Origin of the sequence: Rhizobium laguerreae (genome assembly GCF_002008165.1) — a bacterium.
Classification (GTDB): Bacteria; Pseudomonadota; Alphaproteobacteria; order Rhizobiales; family Rhizobiaceae; genus Rhizobium; species Rhizobium laguerreae.
In genome coordinates, this window is sequence record NZ_MRDM01000032.1 from 433595 (window position 1) to 451307 (window position 17713).

Annotated in this window: 20 protein-coding genes and 1 pseudogene; 9 read left to right on the forward strand and 12 right to left on the reverse strand. The window is 60.9% G+C overall.

Annotated elements, in window-relative coordinates; all coding sequences use genetic code 11:
- Positions 1-85: 85 nt before the first annotated feature.
- From BS630_RS36050 to BS630_RS36060, 4 genes are all read right to left on the reverse strand, one after another.
- Positions 86-670, reverse strand: a complete 585-nt coding sequence (locus tag BS630_RS36050) for a BA14K family protein (RefSeq protein ID WP_077981252.1) — start codon at positions 668-670, stop codon at positions 86-88.
- A complete protein-coding gene (locus tag BS630_RS37610) occupies positions 667-834 on the reverse strand; it encodes a hypothetical protein (protein WP_165503774.1) in 168 nt (55 codons plus the stop codon). Before BS630_RS37610 ends, BS630_RS36050 begins: the two co-directional genes overlap by 4 nt.
- A gap of 50 nt (positions 835-884) precedes the next feature.
- Complete coding sequence (locus tag BS630_RS36055; protein WP_077981253.1) at positions 885-1754, reverse strand: DUF1236 domain-containing protein; 870 nt, start codon at positions 1752-1754, stop codon at positions 885-887.
- 116 nt (positions 1755-1870) lie between these two features.
- Positions 1871-2269, reverse strand: a complete 399-nt coding sequence (locus BS630_RS36060) for a DUF1236 domain-containing protein (protein ID WP_025394179.1) — start codon at positions 2267-2269, stop codon at positions 1871-1873.
- A gap of 196 nt (positions 2270-2465) precedes the next feature.
- Here BS630_RS36060 and BS630_RS36065 point away from each other — a divergent pair, with 196 nt between their 5' ends.
- Entirely contained in the window at positions 2466-2732 is a 267-nt protein-coding gene (locus BS630_RS36065) for a hypothetical protein (protein ID WP_025394178.1), read from the forward strand.
- Positions 2733-2823: 91 nt separating this feature from the next.
- On the opposite strand, the gene BS630_RS36070 is transcribed toward BS630_RS36065, so the two are convergent.
- The gene (locus BS630_RS36070) at positions 2824-3672 is read right to left on the reverse strand and encodes a class I SAM-dependent methyltransferase (protein WP_077981254.1); all 849 of its coding nucleotides are present in this window, start codon (positions 3670-3672) and stop codon (positions 2824-2826) included.
- Positions 3673-3833: 161 nt separating this feature from the next.
- Between BS630_RS36070 and BS630_RS37615 the strand changes: the two genes are divergently transcribed.
- The 3 genes from BS630_RS37615 (at position 3834) to BS630_RS36080 (ending at position 6087) form a co-directional block, all read left to right on the forward strand.
- Complete coding sequence (locus tag BS630_RS37615; protein WP_167378966.1) at positions 3834-4010, forward strand: hypothetical protein; 177 nt, start codon at positions 3834-3836, stop codon at positions 4008-4010.
- A gap of 62 nt (positions 4011-4072) precedes the next feature.
- Complete coding sequence (locus BS630_RS36075; RefSeq protein WP_077981255.1) at positions 4073-5461, forward strand: sensor histidine kinase; 1389 nt, start codon at positions 4073-4075, stop codon at positions 5459-5461.
- 2 nt (positions 5462-5463) lie between these two features.
- Positions 5464-6087, forward strand: a complete 624-nt coding sequence (locus tag BS630_RS36080; protein WP_017960074.1) for a response regulator — start codon at positions 5464-5466, stop codon at positions 6085-6087.
- 27 nt (positions 6088-6114) lie between these two features.
- On the opposite strand, the gene BS630_RS36085 is transcribed toward BS630_RS36080, so the two are convergent.
- Complete coding sequence (locus BS630_RS36085; protein WP_077981256.1) at positions 6115-6612, reverse strand: hypothetical protein; 498 nt, start codon at positions 6610-6612, stop codon at positions 6115-6117.
- Positions 6613-6903: 291 nt separating this feature from the next.
- On the opposite strand from BS630_RS36085, the gene BS630_RS36090 reads away from it, so the two are divergent.
- From BS630_RS36090 to BS630_RS36110, 5 genes are all read left to right on the forward strand, one after another.
- The gene (locus BS630_RS36090) at positions 6904-7401 is read left to right on the forward strand and encodes a hypothetical protein (RefSeq protein ID WP_025394173.1); all 498 of its coding nucleotides are present in this window, start codon (positions 6904-6906) and stop codon (positions 7399-7401) included.
- Between the two features lie 10 nt (positions 7402-7411).
- Positions 7412-7813 carry a GFA family protein gene (locus tag BS630_RS36095; protein WP_077981257.1) on the forward strand — a complete coding sequence of 134 codons (402 nt, stop codon included), beginning with the start codon at positions 7412-7414 and terminating at the stop codon, positions 7811-7813.
- 36 nt (positions 7814-7849) lie between these two features.
- Positions 7850-8644, forward strand: a complete 795-nt coding sequence (gene xth / locus BS630_RS36100; protein WP_025394171.1) for an exodeoxyribonuclease III — start codon at positions 7850-7852, stop codon at positions 8642-8644.
- A 75-nt stretch (positions 8645-8719) separates the two neighbouring features.
- Positions 8720-8950: a hypothetical protein gene (locus BS630_RS36105; RefSeq protein ID WP_077981258.1), complete on the forward strand. Its 231-nt coding sequence runs from the start codon at positions 8720-8722 to the stop codon at positions 8948-8950.
- 5 nt (positions 8951-8955) lie between these two features.
- Positions 8956-9138 (forward strand): hypothetical protein, encoded by a 183-nt coding sequence (locus BS630_RS36110; RefSeq protein WP_077981259.1) that lies wholly within the window; start codon positions 8956-8958, stop codon positions 9136-9138.
- Between the two features lie 31 nt (positions 9139-9169).
- On the opposite strand, the gene BS630_RS36115 is transcribed toward BS630_RS36110, so the two are convergent.
- From BS630_RS36115 to BS630_RS36140, 6 genes and pseudogenes are all read right to left on the reverse strand, one after another.
- Complete coding sequence (locus BS630_RS36115) at positions 9170-11254, reverse strand: FAD-dependent oxidoreductase (RefSeq protein WP_077981260.1); 2085 nt, start codon at positions 11252-11254, stop codon at positions 9170-9172.
- A 6-nt stretch (positions 11255-11260) separates the two neighbouring features.
- On the reverse strand, positions 11261-12430 hold the full coding sequence (locus BS630_RS36120) for a Gfo/Idh/MocA family protein (RefSeq protein ID WP_077981261.1): 1170 nt from the start codon (positions 12428-12430) through the stop codon (positions 11261-11263).
- A gap of 24 nt (positions 12431-12454) precedes the next feature.
- Positions 12455-14110 carry a GMC family oxidoreductase gene (locus BS630_RS36125; RefSeq protein WP_077981262.1) on the reverse strand — a complete coding sequence of 552 codons (1656 nt, stop codon included), beginning with the start codon at positions 14108-14110 and terminating at the stop codon, positions 12455-12457.
- A gap of 1 nt (position 14111) precedes the next feature.
- On the reverse strand, positions 14112-15662 hold the full coding sequence (locus tag BS630_RS36130; protein WP_077981263.1) for a GMC oxidoreductase: 1551 nt from the start codon (positions 15660-15662) through the stop codon (positions 14112-14114).
- 15 nt (positions 15663-15677) lie between these two features.
- Positions 15678-16793: an ABC transporter ATP-binding protein gene (locus tag BS630_RS36135; protein ID WP_077981264.1), complete on the reverse strand. Its 1116-nt coding sequence runs from the start codon at positions 16791-16793 to the stop codon at positions 15678-15680.
- Between the two features lie 3 nt (positions 16794-16796).
- Positions 16797-17713: pseudogene (locus BS630_RS36140) on the reverse strand (carbohydrate ABC transporter permease); the annotation flags it as partial.

The window sequence follows — 17713 nt, forward strand, 5'->3', positions numbered from 1 at the left end:
AACCACAGCGTTTCCAACATGGACTTTGGTCTGAGTGACCATATCGGTGCGGTTCAGTACTTTCTTCGCCACCACAGCCGATCGGTTAGTCGCTCGTTGCGACGAGATCTGAAGTGCCGCAGCTGCGCCTTGGTCCTTCCCATGGTTGATAAGTATTGTCCTGCGGACGATACGACCTGTAGCGAGCAGCGCACCGAGCCGCCGCCTGTGCATTCACCTTCGTGGCGACGCCCTCATCGGCTTCGGCGACGATCTTCTGGAACGGCGAAGAGCACTCGCGGATCCCGCCGCTATAGGATCGATAGCTATTGGTCGCAGGGTCGAAGGAACGGTAGCGTTGCGCGCACCAGGCAAGGTGCTCGGCGGAAAGCTTTGGCTGCGGTGTCTGGAGTTCGGCTGTTGACGGGCGATCGGAAACCGGCTTCGCCCTGGAGGTCGTGATAGCAGGCGCCTCGGTGACGTAGCTGGAGTAGAGAGGCGGAATTCGCTCGTAGTGCTGCTGCCGGATATCGATTTTCACCGGTGTCGTCGTCCACAGATCGCGCGACGTCAGGTCTTTGAAGGCATGAGGTTCTGAGTCCGCGACGACGTAGGACGCGACAGATGCGGCAGCCATGCAGGCCCCGACCGAGCTCAAGATTCCAAAGACGACGGATGCGATGGCTTTCATTGTCCTGACCCCTGCTGTTGAGCCTGCGGGACCCAGACGCGGCCGGCGGTGCTATCATGTCGGCCGCCGGTGGCGACAAGCACAGCGACAATGCCGGCGATCGCCAGCAGGATGGCGATCAGCGGCACGGCCAAACCTGCAGATTTCTCTTCGGAATAGATCATGTTCCCTCTCCTCGGCCCCGGCGGCGGCGGTCGCTGCCGGGCACCGGCCGTTATGCCGAGATGATGTAGACGATTGTGAATGCAGAGGGATCGACGATGACGATCCGGCCGTCCGCGAGGAGGAAGAAGCGGTAGGCCTTGTACTGCGGTACGATCTCCACGATCCGCGGCGGCAGCGGCTCGAGCCTGATCTTCTTCGGAATGGTCGTGCCGACCGAAACCGTGAAGTCCACCTCCCGAACCGGCTCGACGTGAACTTCTTTCACAACGGTACGGATTTCCGTCTGCTGCTCGACGGAGATGTTCACGTTGGTCGTGTTGTTCGTCTCGGTCTTCGTGGTTTTCTGAGTGCTGCTGTCGACGGATGTGTTGTTGGTCTTGCTGTTCGACTGGGTCTCAGTCGAGCCGCTGGAAGACTTCGCGTCGCCAGACTTCTGGGTCTCGCTGGAGCCGGTCGATGTGCCGGTGTCCTCGCTGCCGGCAGGCTTCTGGCTTTCCGTCGAGGACTGCCCCGACTTGGAAGACGTCGAAGCATCCGGGCTTCCGTCGGAGGTGTCCGTGCCTGCGGCACCGGAGCCGGTTTCGGTCGAGCTTCCGGACTGCGTCTTGGCACCGGGCTGAGTTGTCGTCTGACCCGAGGAGCCATCCGTGGAGGTTCCGGTCGACGCCCCCGACGAGTTTCCGTCGGAGCCGGAAGGTTGCTGCTGCGCATCCTGGCTACTCGATGCTCCTGCGCCACCCGAGGAGGTGGCGCCCCCCGCATCCGGTTGCTGGGTCGCACCACCGCTGGACTGGTTGTTTTGGGCAGCACCCTTCTTGGGAAGGATTGGTGCATCCTGCGCCGAGGCGGCCATGATACCGACCGGCGAAACGCCGATCGAGAGTGCCGTCATCAGCACTGCGAGTGTCTTGGTCTTCATAACAATCTCTCTGCTTTTTTGGCCGCACGACGGCGCTTCCGTCTGTCGTGCGGCGCTTCTCAGGTTTTAAGATGATTTGCGGAGCAATGACGCGGCAGTGGCTGCGTCGCATCAGGTCACTTGATGACCTGGATCACCTTGCGGGACGACGGTTCGACGATGACACGTTCATCATTGACCACCGCATAAGCATAGGTCGGGTCATCCGGAATAGGCGTCACGACGACCGTCTCCGGCAGGGGCTGGCCGACGACAATCTTCTCCTTCACGACCACGCGCGCCGATGGTGCTGGAGCCTCGCGGACATAGGTGACGACCTTTTGCGGCGGCGGATCGATCGCCGTGCCAACAACGGCGCCGGCAACGCCACCGACAGCAGCACCGACGGGGCCACCGACGATCGCACCGGTAACCGCGCCACCCGCCGCACCATTAACGGTCGAGGACTGGGCGAATGCGACGCCCGACATGAGGCTCGCGGCAGTGGCCGCACCGACGATAAGCTTGGAGAGCATTTTCTCCTCCTTCTGTTTCGAGGCGGCCTTCGTGACCGCTGCAAAACCAACTAGCTGGAGGCAGGGTCGTTCCACGCCCCGGACCTCAGTCCGATGGCCTCGGCCTTTGGTCCTAAAACCCATTTCAATATCGGTCGCCGGCGCTAATTGCGGATCGAAGGCCCTGTCGTCGCGGGCATTGAGGAGACTGAAGGAGATGGCACGATCCAACCGTCGGGAGGCGGGACGCAGGCGCCTGGCGATGCGCCTGCCGCAGATGCGCAAGCTGATCATGGAAACCCGCGACCCGTGGCAGCTCGAGCTCTTCGAAGCCTACCAGATGGCCGTCGAAGCGCGTGACGCAGTTCGACGGCATCGGTTCAATTCGAACCTGGTGCGGGAATATGACGAGACCTGCTCGGAGATAGAACGGCACGTCATCCGAGCCATGCGCGAGCCTTCCTACGCGCAACGCACAAGCTGACCGCGGTGAGCCGTCATATCTCGGTGGGCAGGAACTTTTGGACATTCAAATATGGAGGAACCGCATGATTGCCGCCGTACGCTGACGAGAATTATGACACACGGCCGACGACAACCAATGCACTCATGCCGCCGCACGGACGCACTCCGTGGCGCGATTCCAGTTGCTCGGCCACTTCGTCGACGATCTCCAGAATGCGCCCCGGCGCCCGCTTTTCGATCTCTCCCCTGAGCGGAGTGCCTTGACAGAAGGCTGCAGCGACGTCGTGCGCGGCCGCGACGGAGGTCAACTCGATCCGATCGCAGGAAACCGAATCAAATCCAGCCGAAGACATATGCGCCTTGATCGTATGAGGGTCGAAATAGGAATATGGCAGGCGACTTAAAAAGTCCGGCGGGTCAGACCGAAATAGGCCTGCCAGGCACTCGTCCACATATCTCGCGAAGTCGTTAGCAGAAAGCGAATCCCAGGTCGCAAACAGGAAACGACCGCCGCTCCGCAACACTCTTGCAGCCTCACCATAGGCCTTCAGCTTATCCGGAAAGAACATCACCCCGAACTGGCAGACGACGAGATCGAACATCGAAGGCGCGAAAGGGAGATTTTGCGCGTCGGCGTGCATCCAGTGAGTCCGCGACATCGTCAACGATGGTGCGCCGACGTCGATCATCGCCTGGCTGAGGTCGGTGGCAACGAGTTCCGTTGCATGATCGAGTGTCGCCCGCAAAGCGCGTGTCAAGGCGCCGGTCCCCGCAGCAACCTCGAGAACGCTGCATGGTTTCAATCGTTCAGCGACGATCGCCATCTCCGACGCATAAGGCTCGAAGAGTATGGGCACGAGAAAGGCCTGGTAAAAGTCGGCAACGTCTTCCTCGAACGGCGCGGGAAAAACGGCAGATTCGGCGCTGATGCCGCCTTCGATATCTGCGGAAATCGTCACGTACAAGCCTCCAAACCTTGGTCTGTCGATCGTGAAATATGACTGAATCCGTTGATGTCTATGGGCGTCAGACCTTGGTCCCAGCCCTGTCCGACCGAAGTCCCTGGAGTGGAACGCGCATCGGGATCGCTCCGTTTCGAAAGAGACCAAGGAGATCCGACATGCCCCAGAGTCATAGATCCCGAGTGAATGACGCTTGCAACGCGTCCGTCTTCGCACTTGTTGTCGTTCTGGCTGCCCTTCTCTACGTTTTCGGCGCAGCCATGTCCGGCGATACCGTCGGGTTGACCCAGAGCATAAGAGGCGCCGAGGTGTTCGACACGAGGAATTTGCCCTGACGCTGTTTGGAAAACTCTGAAGACGCGGTAGGTTCATCGGCAAGTCTATTATCGGTATCAAAATGAATTGGCTTCGCCGCTGGAATGCCCGCTCACTCGCCTCCCAGTTCTTCATCGCGGGTGGGCTCATTTCGATTGCCGCCATGTTCGTGGTGGGCTTTTTCGTGAGCCACCTCATAGAGGAGACCGTCATCCACAATTCGGGCGCGGCGACAGCGCTTTATGTGGACAGCGTGATCGCGCCGCTCCTTCCCGATATGCAAACCGAGTCATTGCTTGATGAAGCGAGTGCTCAGGCTCTGGATGAGACGCTCGGTCAGGGTGCACTCGGCAAACGCCTTGTTTCGTTCAAGCTGTGGCGGAGCGACGGCACCATCCTCTATTCGAACGAGAAGGAGCTGGTGGGCAGGAAGTTTGCGGTCAGCGACAAGCTGCAGAGGGCATTCGCAGGGTCTCTCGTCGCGCGTTATGAAATCGCCAGCGATCCGGAAAGCGACACAGAGCGCGCGCTCGGCAAGCCGCTGATGGAGATCTATAACCCGGTGCTTCAGCCGTGGTCCGGACAGGCGGTCGCCGTTCTTGAGTTCTACGAGACAGCCGAAGGCCTGGGCGATAGTCTGGCGCGTGCAAGGCTCCGGAGCTGGGGCGCCGTCGCCGCCCTCACGGCGACCTTTTTCCTTGTTCTCTCCGTTCTGGTGTTCCGGGGTAGCCGCACGATCGAGGCGCAGCGCAAAGATCTCAAAGAACGGGTCACCGAACTGTCTGCGCTGCTGGCGGAAAACCGCGGACTTCAGCGGCGCCTGCAGCGCGCCTCCCAGCGTGCGGCAGCGCTGAACGAAACATACTTGCGCAGCATCGGTGCCGATCTGCATGACGGTCCGGCCCAGCACATAGCCTATGCCTCATTGCGCCTGGACAGCGACGTGTTGATCAATGCGTCCACCCAGCCCGAAACGCGTGAGAAGGAACTTGCCTGGATACGCTCGAGCCTTGCCGAAGCGATGACGGAGATCCGCAATATCTGCAGAGGACTGGTGCTTCCGCACATCGAAAAATCCTCGATCACCGAGATCGTCACGCGGGTCGTCGAAGCGCATCAACACAAGACCGAAACACCTGTCGAAACTGTTATCGAGGAGGACGGACCGGAACTTCCTCCAGCGGTGAAGATCTGTATCTATCGCTTCGTTCAGGAAGCCTTGAACAACGCCTATCGCCACGGCGGCGGCGTTCAGCAGGCTGTCAGAGCCGTCTCGCACAAGGGTCATGTCCGTGTCGAGGTCAGCGATCACGGCGACGGCTTCGATCCGACCGAGGTGAGGCCAACGAGCCTCGGCCTCGTGGGTTTGCGCGAGCGCGTCGACAGCCTGGGAGGTTCCTTCGACATCAAGACAGGCGAAGGAGGAACGACCGTGACCATGATCTTTGAGCCAATGGAAGTGGGAGAGTAGGAATGACATCAATCACCATCGGCGTCGTGGATGATCATCCGCTTTTTCGCGAGGGTGTAACGCGCAGCCTATCCGAAATCAGCGGCTTTATCGTCGTTGGCGAGGGGGCCAGCAGCGATGATGCGGCGATGATCGCTTCAGACAACCACCCCGACATTATGCTCCTCGATGTCTCGATGCCCGGCGGCGGGCTTTCTGCAATCAGTGACGTCCTGGCGCGTAGCCCCACAACGAAAGTGCTGATGTTGACTGTATCCGAGGAGGTGGACACTTTACTGGGAGCTCTGCAACGGGGCGCGATGGGCTATGTTCTGAAAGGTGTTGGTTCACGTGGCCTGGCCGAAGCAATCCAAACCGTCCTGCGTGGCTCGCGATATATCTCGCCGACGATGTCGGCGAAAGTCATGGAGAATTCCTTGAATGGCGGAACCTCCGACAAAAGCAGCCTGACGCCACGGGAACGCGAAGTGATGGATCTTGTCGCTCAAGGCCTGTCAAACAAGCATATCGGCTTGCGTCTCAACCTGCAGGAAAAGACTGTGAAGCACCATATGACCCAAATTCTGAGCAAGCTCGGCGCCTCAAACCGGACCGAAGCGGCTCTACAGTGGCGCGAACGGCGCTGAGACGGATTATCACCCGCCTATCAGGCGTCAGCGAAGAAAGCGGCTCATCCGGCGGGCATCGTTTGCCGTTGCTTGTCGACTGATGATCGTCCGGCCCTTCGAGTCCTTCATAACGTAGCGACCGCGTTGCAGGGTTTCAGTGATGCCGTTCGAATGGCGGACGTCGATGGAGCCATCGGACGCCGCTGTCGCTCTCGCGCCCGATCTTGCTGACGATCCTGTGCTAGAGGAAGACGATCCACCACCGGCGGAATTTCCACCATTGCCGTTCCCGGAACCACTATTGCCGCTGCCGCCACCATTGCCATTCCCTCCCCCGTTGCCATTGCCATTACCGCCGCCGTTGCCATTCCCTCCACCATTACCGTTGCCATTCCCGTTGTTGCCGTCCTTTGCCTGCGCAAAGTCCGCCGCCAGAACAGGAAGGGAACCGCCGAAATTCAAACTGACTGGTGATGCAACAGCGATGAGAGCGACGGCCGCACTGCCGCCCAATCTCAGAAAATCGCGTTTCCGGATACTCATGCCATAGCCTCGTTCGTCCGTTCGTTGCCGCTTCCCATGCAATACGACGTATGAGACTTTTCGCTGTTCCGAGTAAAGAATGCAACCGACCTAGGTAGTAGGTGCGGCAAGACTTTGGTCCGCCGCTCGCCGATTGTAATGCTTGTCATCGGAAAAATGTCGCATGGTGGCACCTCAAGCGCACCTCGGCGAGGGGCTGTTCGTGCATCGCTGTTAAGCGCGGAAGCATTCTATGGAACTTCTCCGCTTTTCGCCGCTTTGTTTGTTCAAGGTGCAACAGAGGAAACTTCCATGGCAAACCCGAACGAATCCCCCGCAGTCCAGTCCATGCGAAAAGAACAGGCAGAGCAGCGGAAGCAGGCGCGAAAAGGCGAACTCGACAAAGCAATTGAGGATACTTTTCCTGCGTCCGACCCGGTGTCTGCCACTCACACTTCTATTCCCGCCGGCCGCAGCGACGTCGAAGCGGCTGAGCGTGTGAAGCGGGAGCCGGATCCCGCCAGACTGGACGAGCAATATCCATTTGTCGATCAAGCTCTGAACTCGACGGGCGACACTGCCCGCTCCTCCGACGCCTCCGGTGTCGATCGCCAAGGAATGCGATCTCTTCAGAGAGAAGCAAGCCGCGTCGCTGAGTCCGCATCGGAACTTGCGTCTGGATCGGCTCGCCTGGCAAAGGCCGAAGCCCGCACATTCGTCCATGATCTCGAGGATCGCATACGCCGGCAGCCGCTGACGGCCGCGGCGATCGTCGCCGGTATCGCCTTCGTCTTTGGCGCGACGCGTTGAGGAGCCAGCCATGGCAGCGCGATGGACTGGCGGCTGTCTTTGCGGATCCTGCCGGTACGAATTCGCCGGTGATCCGCCGCATTCGGGTTACTGCCACTGTGACATGTGCAAGAAGGCGACCGGAGGCCCTTTCGCGGTCCTGGTCCAGGCGAGGATCGACGACCTTGCCTGGACGGCCGGTACGCCCAAATCGTACCGATCGTCGCCGATCGCCACGCGCGGCTTCTGCGGCAAGTGCGGAACACCACTCTATCTTCAGTACGATGGCGACGAACTGATCCGGGTGACCGTCGGCTCGCTCGACCGCCCGGAGAAAATCAACCCGGCGGGACACTATGGTGTGGAGAGCCGCCTAAAATGGGCCGATTGCGGACGGGGACTCCCTGAGGAGGAAACTCAGGAGCGCTTTTAGATGTTGCCCGGCATCGCCCGGGCTTCCGGGGGGCTCATGAAAATCGCAACCTACAATGTCAACGGCATCAACGGGCGGCTGGAAATCCTGCTGCGCTGGCTCAAGGAGGACGCCCCTGATGTGGTCTGCCTCCAGGAACTGAAGACAGACGATGCCAGGTTTCCGCGAAAGGAGATCGAACGAGCCGGTTACGGCGCCATCTGGCACGGACAGAGATCCTGGAACGGGGTGGCCATCCTGGCGAAGGGTAAGACACCGATACTGACGCGTCGCGGTCTTCCTGGTGATCCTGACGATACCCACAGCCGGTATGTCGAAGCTGCCGTCGACGGCATCCTGATCGGATGCCTGTATCTTCCCAACGGCAATCCGTTTCCGGGCGCAAAGTTCGATTACAAGCTGCGCTGGTTCCGCCGTCTGCAGGAGTACGCCGCCGAACTCCTGGAGCTCGATGTACCTTCGATCCTGGCCGGCGATTTCAACGTCATGCCGACGGAGATCGACGTCTACAAGCCTGAGCGCTGGTTGGACGACGCCCTCTTCAGGCCGGAAGTGCGCAAAGCCTATGCTCATCTCGTCGCTCAGGGCTGGACCGATGCCGTCAGACATCTGCATCCGGGAGAGCACATCTACACCTTCTGGAAATACTGGCGGAACAGCTTCGAACGGGATGCAGGGCTTCGGATCGACCACTTCCTGCTCAGTCCGGCAGTCGCGCCGTTGCTTCGATCGGCAACCGTCAGGAGAAAGCCCCGCAGCTGGGCGCATACGAGCGACCACGCGCCCGTCATGATCGAGCTCGACTTTTCCGCAGCTGGAGCAGATCTGTAAGCCGCGATGTCGATCTCAGAGGAACCAGGGAACCTGCAATGTCGGTCGGAGTTAGCTGGTAAAGGAGATTGTCCAATGCCTACGAATTCCATCCCCAATTCCGCAAAGCTTCCGCCGAAGTCACTGAATGAGGACACTCAGGACGACGAATTGCCCGAGGCCAATGTCGATGACCAGCGTAAGCCGCCAATCAGCATGGGCAGCAGCCGCGAGGCGGGCGACGGTGTCACCGATACCGATCCGGAAACAGGCCGCGCCGACCGGAAGGACCGCATCCCTGCCCCGCAATTCTCCAACCGGAAGTAACCGCTATGGGCGAAAGCAAGAACTACCTGAACACCGACGAAATCCAGGCCGACGACCAGTTGTCGCCGAAGCCGGTCGAAGGAAAGAACCCGCCGCGAAACGTGCGCAAAAGCGAGGAAGCCGTCGCCGAAGGTTCTGACGAGACCGAACGCATCCGTGTTCCGCCGCCGGTGCCGAATCCCGATTGATCAACACACGCCGCGAGGGCGATGCGGAGCCTTATCCATCCGTGCCGCGGTCGTAGATGCGGCCGGTCAACCAGGCCGGCCAGTCCCGCTCGAAGAAGGATCTGGCGCTCTCGTCAAAGCTGCGGTTCGGACGTGTGGAAAGCGTGATCTCATTGCCATCGAGCCGCACGATAATCTGCTGTTCCCGGTGCGCTTGGCGTTCCTTTCGGAAGCGATAGTCCTGTAACGGCCCTGAGTTCGCCAGCGGAAGAGATTCGCCCTCCGCATGGCATATCGCTCGCGCGCCACGGCTGCCGCCGCCGTTGCGAATGAAGAAATCAAGCGCGCTGAGCACGGCTTCCGAAGCAAGCGCCATATGCCGCCATTGCACGCCGCGAACCGCCTCCGCTGCTCGACCGTAGGCGACGCCGTTAGCGCGAATTTCAGCATTCAGCTTGCGTGCTTCAATCAGGGCACCGCTGACACTTTCCTGATCGCAGAGGATGCCGGCCTTGTCGCTCATTCGTGCCTGCACTTGCGAACGGATCGATTTGACGGTGAGCGGGCTCTCGGTCCGAAGGACGGCAAGGAGGTCGGCGATACCTGCCTCTGCTGTACCGGTTATGTCCCCCGTGGGGTACCGCTTTGCCCTGCAGGTCGCGCTGATGTGCTCTGCCGCGCGGGTACCGAAGACCTGCCCGGCATTGAGCGCTGCTCCACCCGGCCTCGTCACGCCGTGTGTGCCCGCTGCCTCTCCGACCGCGTAACAGCCGCCGAGACTGCTGCGGCCCCAGGTGTCGACCATGATGCCGCCGTTCATGTGCTGGTTGTTGACGGCGAATTCCAGCGGCTCCTCGGCAATGTCGATCTTGTAGCGGCGATAGAGTTCGATCGCGAGCGGGTTCATATGCTTCAATCGATCGATCGGCATGTCCTGGTCGGCGCCGGCCTTGCCGAGATAGTCGCGGACGTCTTCATCCAGTCTTTCCAGGCTGAACGGCAGGTCGCCCGGCACGGATAGGGGATTGCGATTGAAGTCCATGAAGACGCGCCGCCCTGCGGCGGTTTCGCGGGAGATGGCAAGGTCGACCAGGCTTGAGCCGAAGTCGAGCATGCGCGTCGCGTGAAATGGCCACTGATAGCCCTTGCGGAAGATGTTCGACGCCAGCTCCTGGGTGCTGCGATAGTATTCTGCCAGGAAATGGTGTTCGGCGCCTTCGGAATCGACCGAGTAGATATGCGGGATCGCTTGAACGTAGGTGCCGGACAGGTTCCAGGGAAACCCTTCCCTGCGTGTTCCGATGCCAAACTGACTTTCGGTCAGGTTGACGAGCTCGACGCCTGCCTCCAGCGCCAATCCGAGAGAGCCGAAGCAACCGTTGGGATAAACGCTGTCGCGGTAGAGTTCGCCCGGGCCGCCGGCGGCGAGCACGATCACGCCGGTGACGAACAGCGCGATGCCGAGCGGGTTCTCCTCCGTACGGTCGGTAGCGCGCATGGCGAGAATGCCGACGACGTGGCGGTCAGCGCCAGCGCCCTCGGTGAGGATCTTTACCGCGGTGGTCTGGTTGTAAAACGGCACTCCGAGCCGGATCGCCTCCTCGGCCAACACCTTAACCATCAGGCGCGAGGTGCGCGGACCGCAACTGGTGGCGCGGCCGACCTCGTCATGGTCGGTCTGATATCTGAGCGTCCCGCCAAGCGGATCCTGAGGCAGCGGCAGACCTAAGAACTGGAGCGACGCCATCATCCGGGACGAGCCCACCGCCTCGACATAGGCCGTGTCCTCATCCATGGCGCCGCCGCTGCGGATGGCTCGGGCCATTGCCCTGTAGTTGTCGCCCTGGTCCGCCGTATTTGCCGTGTGAAGGGTCTGCTTGTCCGATCCAGAACAGGCCGAGGTTCCACCCCACGCGCTTTGGCTGATAATGATGACGTCGTCGCCACGCCGCTTCATTTCCACCGCCGCACGCAGACCCGCCGCGCCGGATCCGACGACGACGCAACCGGCTCGATAGATCGGCGCCTCGACGCCGGCGAGCCGGACCACGTCCGAAGGGCCGGGCTCGGTTGGGAGCCGCGGCATGTCGACATCGGTCAGTGCGTCAAGAATTTCCTGCGGAACGTCTATGGTCATCGGCGTTCAACCCAGCGGGATGTCGACCCAGCGCCTTTGCCGGGAGGACTCCATGCATGCGTCGACAATCTGGCAGATGTGATGGCCTGTATCGAATGTCGGCCACATCGGCCTGTTTGCAACGATCGAGCGGATCACCTCGGCCACCTCGATGATCTTGCTTTCATTGTAGCCCAGGCCGAAATTCGGCAGAGGAAGGAAAGCCCGGAAGGTGGGGTTCTCAGGACCCACGTCGATCTCGCGAAAGCCGCGCCGCCCCGTCCGGTCTTCGTTGGAGTAGAAGCGCAGCCGGTTTATCTCGTCATAGTTATAGGCTATGCTGCCTTTCGTTCCATAAATTTCGTAGGTCTGCATGAACTTGCGGCCGGTCGCGACACGGCTGAAATCGACGATCCCGCCGGCGCCGTTCTCGAACCGGCATAGCAGGTTCGTCGCATCGGGATTGGTGATATCAGCCCAGGCCTCGTTGCCTGTCAGTTTCACCTGCTCGCCATAGGCAAGGCCCTCAACGACAGGCCGGCGCGGCGTCACGATGAGATTGTCGGCGATCAGGGAACTGACGCGGCCGACCAGGAAATCCATGAAGCTGAAGATGTGCGAGCCGGTATCACCGACGATCCCGGTCGGTGCAAGCTTTCCATCGGCGCGCCACATGAAGGGCGCGCTCGGATCGCCATACATGTCGACGTGCTGGCAGCCGCGGAACAGCTTGATCTCGCCGATTTCGCCGGATTGAATGATGTCTTTCGCCAGATCATGGACGGGATTTCGAGGAAAGGCGTGTCCGACGCGGGTAATGACACCCTTCGCCCGGGCGATGTCGGCCAGTTCCCGCGCCTCGGCGGCGGTGTTTGCCAATGGCTTCTCGCAATAGACATGTTTGCCGGCCAGCAAGGCCGCCTTGGCCACCTGATAGTGAAGGTGGTCAGGCAGGCAGATATCGATCAGATCGACATCCGGATCAGCGACCGCGAGATTCCAATCCTGAAGAATTCTTGCACCCGGCGCCCTGTGGGAAAGATCCCCGCCTGCCTTCGAGGGACCTTCGACGAGAGCGACGATCCGTGCCGTTCCGTCCGACACTCCGAAGAAGTACGGAAAGGTCTGATAGGCCATCGTGTGGACCTTTCCCATCCAGCCCGAGGCGCCAAGCACTGCAACTCTGACTTCAGACATTGTCGTCTCTCCTCTCGATACGGCTTACCGGATTTCGACGCGGGCCCGAGGCCTCGCATCGTTACGTTCGTAGGCGAAGATGGTGGGGGAAAGTGCCGGCAAGCCCCGAATGAGGTCCGAGCCTTTTTCGCCGACCATGATCGTCGGCGCGTTGGTATTGCATGACGGCACGCGCGGCATGACGGATGAGTCGCAGACCCTGAGGCCTTCCAAGCCATGGACTTTGAGATCAAGCCCGACAACCGCGTCGGGTCCTCTCCCCATCTTGCAGGTGCCGACCGGATGATGGTCGGTCTTTGCGTTGGCGCAGCCGTAGTCGAAAAGCTGTTCGTCGGTCATGATCTTCGGTCCGGGAAGCCTTTCGGCCATGACATAGGGCTTCAGCGCCGCCTGCTGCATGATCTCGCGAGCGAGCTTCAGCCCTTCCAGGGACATCGTCCTGTCGTGGGGATCGGACCAGTAGTTGGGGTCGATCAATGGAGCGGCAGCTGGGTCCGAGGATGACAGACGTACCGTGCCCCGCGAGCGCGGATGCAGATAGGCGGAGTTAAGCGTCACGCCCGCATTCTTGAGCCGTTCGACGCCGGCTTCGATGCCCGAACCCAGGCCGAGGTGAAACTGGATATCAGGAGAACGGGCTTCAGGATCGGCATACCAGAAGCCGCCGGTCTCGAAGAGCGACGAGGCGACAGGACCGGTGCGGAACAGGACATATTGGATCCCGGCCCAAAGTGTCCGGTGGAATTTTGCGACGCCATCATAAGTGTGATCGCCCGTGCATTCGGCAATGACGAAAAGATCCAGGTGATCCTGGAGGTTGCCGCCGACACCCGGCAGATCGTGGAGCACCTTGACGCCCACCGACTTGAGATGGTCGGCCGGTCCTATGCCGGACTGCAAAAGCAGCTTCGGTGATCCGATGGCGCCGGAGGAAACCAATACTTCGCGGTCGGCGCGCACGATCTCCTGGCCGTGCGAGGTCACGATCTCGACGCCTGTCGCACGGGCTCCCTCCACGATAATACGCGCGACGCGCGTGCTCGTTCGGACCGTCAGGTTCTTCCGGTCCTTGATCGGCGAGAGATAGGCGAGCGATGCCGACGACCGGCGGCGGTTGCGCTGCGTCAGCTGATAAAATCCCACGCCTGCCTGTTGGCGTCCGTTGAAGTCGTGATTGTAGGGAATGCCGAGCTCCTGCCCTGCACGGATATAGGCGTCGCAGATCGGCAGCGGCGCAGCCGGCATCGAGACGCCGAGCGGACCGCCATAGGAGTGGTAGTCGTCGGCGAAGCGCTGGTTGTCCTCCGCACGTTTGAAATAAGGAAGGATCGAACGATAGTCCCAGCCCTCACAGCCGTCTTCACGAGCCCAAAGGTCATAATCCACCGCGTTTCCACGCGTGTAGAGCTGTGCGTTGATGGACGAGCCGCCACCAATGACTTTCGCCTGCGTATAGCGAAGCACCCGGCCTTTCATGTGTTTCTGGGGAACGGTTTCCCATCCCCAGCTGGCGACGCCTTTGGTCATCTTGGCGAAGCCCGCGGGCATGTGAAAAAGAGGGTTCCAGTCGCCTCCACCCGCTTCGAGCAGGAGTACGCTGACATCAGGATCTTCGCTCAGCCGATTTGCAAGCACGCATCCTGCAGGGCCGGCGCCGGTGATGATATAGTCGAAACCCATTTTACTGTCCTGTTGCATCCGGCCTGGCGACCGCCAGCGCCTGTGTCATGCCTGCAAAGTCCCTTGACGCGATATGATCTGCCACCCTCAGCGCTTGGGCGGCGATGGTGAGCGCAGGATTCACCGCGGCCGAGGTCGGGAGGAAACTGGCGTCGACGACGAAGAGATTTTCATGATCATACGAACGGCAGTACGCGTTCAGCGGCGCAGTCGCGGGATCGTTTCCGATGCGGATCGTTCCGCACTGATGCGAGGGCGTACGTTTGTCGAACGGCCTCGCCAGCACGATCGGAAATCCGATCGACTTCAGAATCCCCTTCAGCTTGGCGACAAGTGCGAGATGGGCGTCCCAGTTGGTTCGTTGCCATTGGAGAATAATCCGATCTCCATCCACCATGACTCGGCTTTCGGGATTGGGAACGTCCTCGCTCATCGCATAGAAGTCGATTGCATGGCCGGTGATGAAGCGCAGAAGCCATTCCGGAGCCTGGGGCAGAGAGCCCTTGAGAACTCTCTCGGAGATGCGCCCCAGGAGCTGGACGTTGCCGAGGGGCGGCCCTCCCTCCCCGTCGGAAAGGTAGAAGTCGTTGAAGGCAAACGTCTTCTGGTAGATGGAGGTGTTCCTGAACCGCGGCGAGACCGCTATCACCGCGGAGGCATTGTGGTTCATGAAGTTGCGGCCGACCTGGTCGGAAGAATTCGCCAGACCCCTTGGGAAGCGGTCGTTTTTCGAGCGCAGCAAAAGCACTGACGACTGCACCGCCCCGGCAGAAAGGATCACGATCTCAGGCGAAACAGTCAGCGTCTCCCCGTCCTTGATGTACGTCACCCGGTCGATCCGGCTCCCCGCTCCCGTGTCGAGCCTCGTCACACGCGCATTGGTTTCGAGCCGCACGTTCTCGTGTCTCAGCGCTACTGCGAGTGCTGCAGTTTCGGCATCCATCTTGCCGTCGCGGGCGTTTGGATGCGCATCCCATGGCGTGCGTGCTTTGGAGAGCCAGGCGTCAAGATCCAGGCCGAGCGGCAGGGAAAAAGGATGCAGGCCTTTCTGCTTGAGGCGCGCCCTGATATCGGCAATCGGCGCCTCGTCCGGGACGGGCGGGTACTCGTAGGAAGCCGAGTGGTGCGGTTCGGTGGGATCTTCCCCCAGGCGGCCGCGAACCTGATACATGCGTTCGGCCTGGCAGTACCACGGCTCCAGCACTTCATACGGAAACGGCCAGGCCGGCGACACTCCCTCGCGGTGTTCGATGACTGCGAAATCTTGGCTGCGATAGCGAGACAGCACGGCGCCATAGAACTTCGAATTCCCGCCGACATTGTAGTAGTTGCCGGGATTGAACCCCTTGCCGCTCGCCTCGTACCAGGTTTCCTTCGGTCGAAAATGTCCCCGCTGGAAGATCGCGCGTTGGTCGCGATTGACCGGAAGGTCGGCAATCTGATCGCCGGCTTCGAGGATCAATATCTGCGCGCCGGTCACGGCCAGGCCGGCCGCAACCGTGGCGCCGCCGACGCCTGAACCGATGATGACGATGTCAGGTGAACCGCTCATGTTAGCACCTGGCCCTCACGCGATGCGCGCCTGTGTTTCGGGATCGAAGAACACGGCCTTATCGAGATTGAAGGCCAGGCGGGTGTTTTTTCCTGGAGCGATGCCGGTATCGGCGCGCAGGCGGGCGACGACGGATTTGCCGCCGAGCTTGGTGACGGCGAAGGTGTCGGAGCCGGCGGGTTCGACCACCTCGATCAGGCAATCGCCTTCGGTCAGCGAACGCGCCTTGCGGTCGGCGCCATCGGGATCGGTCAGCGCTTCCGGCCGGATGCCGAAGATCACCTGTCTGCCGGTATAGGCGGTCAGGCCGTCATTGCCCGAGATGACAGGCAATCGGAGCGGGGCGGCATTCGGCCGCTCCAGCGAGACTTCCAGGCCGCCGGCGCCGTTCTCGACGGTGGCGTTGAGCAGGTTCATCGCCGGCGATCCCATGAAGTCGGCGACGAAGATGTTGGAAGGGCTGTTATAGATCTCGGCCGGCGTGCCGAACTGCTGCAGCACGCCGTCCTTGAGCACGGCGATCTTGGTCGCCAGCGTCATCGCTTCGATCTGGTCGTGGGTGACGTAGACGAAGGTGGTGCCCATGCGCTGATGCAGCCGCTTGATCTCGGTGCGCATGTCGACCCGCAGCTTGGCATCGAGATTGGAGAGCGGCTCGTCGAACAGGAAGACCTGCGGATTGCGCACCAGCGCCCGGCCCATGGCGACACGCTGGCGCTGGCCGCCGGACAGCTGGCTCGGCTTGCGGTCGAGCAGATGCCCGATCTGCAGCATGTCGGAGACCTGGGCGATCGCCTTGGCACGCTCCTCCTTGGGTACGCCGCGGATCTCCATGCCGAAGGCGATGTTGCCCGCCACCGTCATGTTCGGATAGAGCGCATAGGACTGGAACACCATGGCGATGTCGCGCTTGGAGGGATGCAGGCCGGCAATGTCGCGCCCGTCGATCCTGATATCGCCGGAGGTGATCGTCTCCAGCCCGGCAATGGTGTTGAGCAGGGTGGACTTGCCGCAGCCGGAGGGGCCGACCAGCACGAGAAAGCCGCCCTTTTCGAGTTCGAGGTCGATCCCCTTGAGAATATCGACGGCGCCGAAGCGCTTTTTGAGACCGGAGATTTCGAGGAAGGCCATGGATTACCCTTTGACAGCGCCCGCCATCAGACCGCGCACGAAGTAGCGGCCGGCGAGGATATAGACGATGAGCGTCGGAACGGCGGCGATCATCGCCGCCGCCATGTTGACATTGTATTCGACGACGCCCGTCGAGGTGTTGACGACATTGTTCAGCGCCACCGTCATCGGCATGGTGTCACCGGTGCCGGCATAGGCCGAGGCAAACAGGAAGTCGTTCCAGATATTGGTGAACTGGTAGATCACCGTGACGACGATGATCGGCAGCGAGTTCGGCAGCATGATGCGGCGGAAGATCTGGAAGAAGCTGGCGCCATCGACCTGGGCGGCCCTGACCAGCTCGGTCGGAAAGGCCTCATAGAAGTTACGGAAGAACAGCGTCGTGAAGCCGAGGCCATAGACGACATGCACGAAGACCAGATTGACGGTCGGATTGCCGAAGCCGAAGTTCCAGCCCGTGGCGTTCTGCAGCGTCATGCCGAAGCGGCCGAGCGAGCCGAGGATCGTTGCCATCGGCAACAGCACCGACTGGAACGGGATGAAGCAGGCAAACAGCATCAGCCCGAACACCAGCGTATGGCCGGGAAAGCGCCATTTGGTCAGGACATAACCGTTCAGCGCCCCCATGATGGTGGAGATCGCGACGGCCGGCACCACCATCTTGATTGAGTTCCAGAAGTAGCCCTTGATGCCGGCGCAGGTCAGACCGACACAGGTCTCGCCCCAGGCCTTGATCCAGGGATCGAAGNTGAGTTCCAGAAGTAGCCCTTGATGCCGGCGCAGGTCAGACCGACACAGGTCTCGCCCCAGGCCTTGATCCAGGGATCGAAGGTCGGCGATTGCGGCAGCGCCAGCATGTTGCCGTTCTGGATCTCGTCCATGGTCTTGAACGAGGTCGTCAGCATGACGAAGAGCGGCAT

Bases quoted from the DNA above. Each gene is read 5' to 3' on its own strand.
- BS630_RS36050 (WP_077981252.1), bottom strand. From the start codon at position 670: ATGAAAGCCATCGCATCCGTCGTCTTTGGAATCTTGAGCTCGGTCGGG.
- BS630_RS37610 (WP_165503774.1), bottom strand. From the start codon at position 834: ATGATCTATTCCGAAGAGAAATCTGCAGGTTTGGCCGTGCCGCTGATC.
- BS630_RS36055 (WP_077981253.1), bottom strand. From the start codon at position 1,754: ATGAAGACCAAGACACTCGCAGTGCTGATGACGGCACTCTCGATCGGC.
- BS630_RS36060 (WP_025394179.1), bottom strand. From the start codon at position 2,269: ATGCTCTCCAAGCTTATCGTCGGTGCGGCCACTGCCGCGAGCCTCATG.
- BS630_RS36065 (WP_025394178.1), top strand. From the start codon at position 2,466: ATGGCACGATCCAACCGTCGGGAGGCGGGACGCAGGCGCCTGGCGATG.
- BS630_RS37615 (WP_167378966.1), top strand. From the start codon at position 3,834: ATGCCCCAGAGTCATAGATCCCGAGTGAATGACGCTTGCAACGCGTCC.
- BS630_RS36075 (WP_077981255.1), top strand. From the start codon at position 4,073: ATGAATTGGCTTCGCCGCTGGAATGCCCGCTCACTCGCCTCCCAGTTC.
- BS630_RS36080 (WP_017960074.1), top strand. From the start codon at position 5,464: ATGACATCAATCACCATCGGCGTCGTGGATGATCATCCGCTTTTTCGC.
- BS630_RS36085 (WP_077981256.1), bottom strand. From the start codon at position 6,612: ATGAGTATCCGGAAACGCGATTTTCTGAGATTGGGCGGCAGTGCGGCC.
- BS630_RS36090 (WP_025394173.1), top strand. From the start codon at position 6,904: ATGGCAAACCCGAACGAATCCCCCGCAGTCCAGTCCATGCGAAAAGAA.
- BS630_RS36095 (WP_077981257.1), top strand. From the start codon at position 7,412: ATGGCAGCGCGATGGACTGGCGGCTGTCTTTGCGGATCCTGCCGGTAC.
- xth (WP_025394171.1), top strand. From the start codon at position 7,850: ATGAAAATCGCAACCTACAATGTCAACGGCATCAACGGGCGGCTGGAA.
- BS630_RS36105 (WP_077981258.1), top strand. From the start codon at position 8,720: ATGCCTACGAATTCCATCCCCAATTCCGCAAAGCTTCCGCCGAAGTCA.
- BS630_RS36110 (WP_077981259.1), top strand. From the start codon at position 8,956: ATGGGCGAAAGCAAGAACTACCTGAACACCGACGAAATCCAGGCCGAC.
- BS630_RS36115 (WP_077981260.1), bottom strand. From the start codon at position 11,254: ATGACCATAGACGTTCCGCAGGAAATTCTTGACGCACTGACCGATGTC.
- BS630_RS36120 (WP_077981261.1), bottom strand. From the start codon at position 12,430: ATGTCTGAAGTCAGAGTTGCAGTGCTTGGCGCCTCGGGCTGGATGGGA.
- BS630_RS36125 (WP_077981262.1), bottom strand. From the start codon at position 14,110: ATGGGTTTCGACTATATCATCACCGGCGCCGGCCCTGCAGGATGCGTG.
- BS630_RS36130 (WP_077981263.1), bottom strand. From the start codon at position 15,662: ATGAGCGGTTCACCTGACATCGTCATCATCGGTTCAGGCGTCGGCGGC.
- BS630_RS36135 (WP_077981264.1), bottom strand. From the start codon at position 16,793: ATGGCCTTCCTCGAAATCTCCGGTCTCAAAAAGCGCTTCGGCGCCGTC.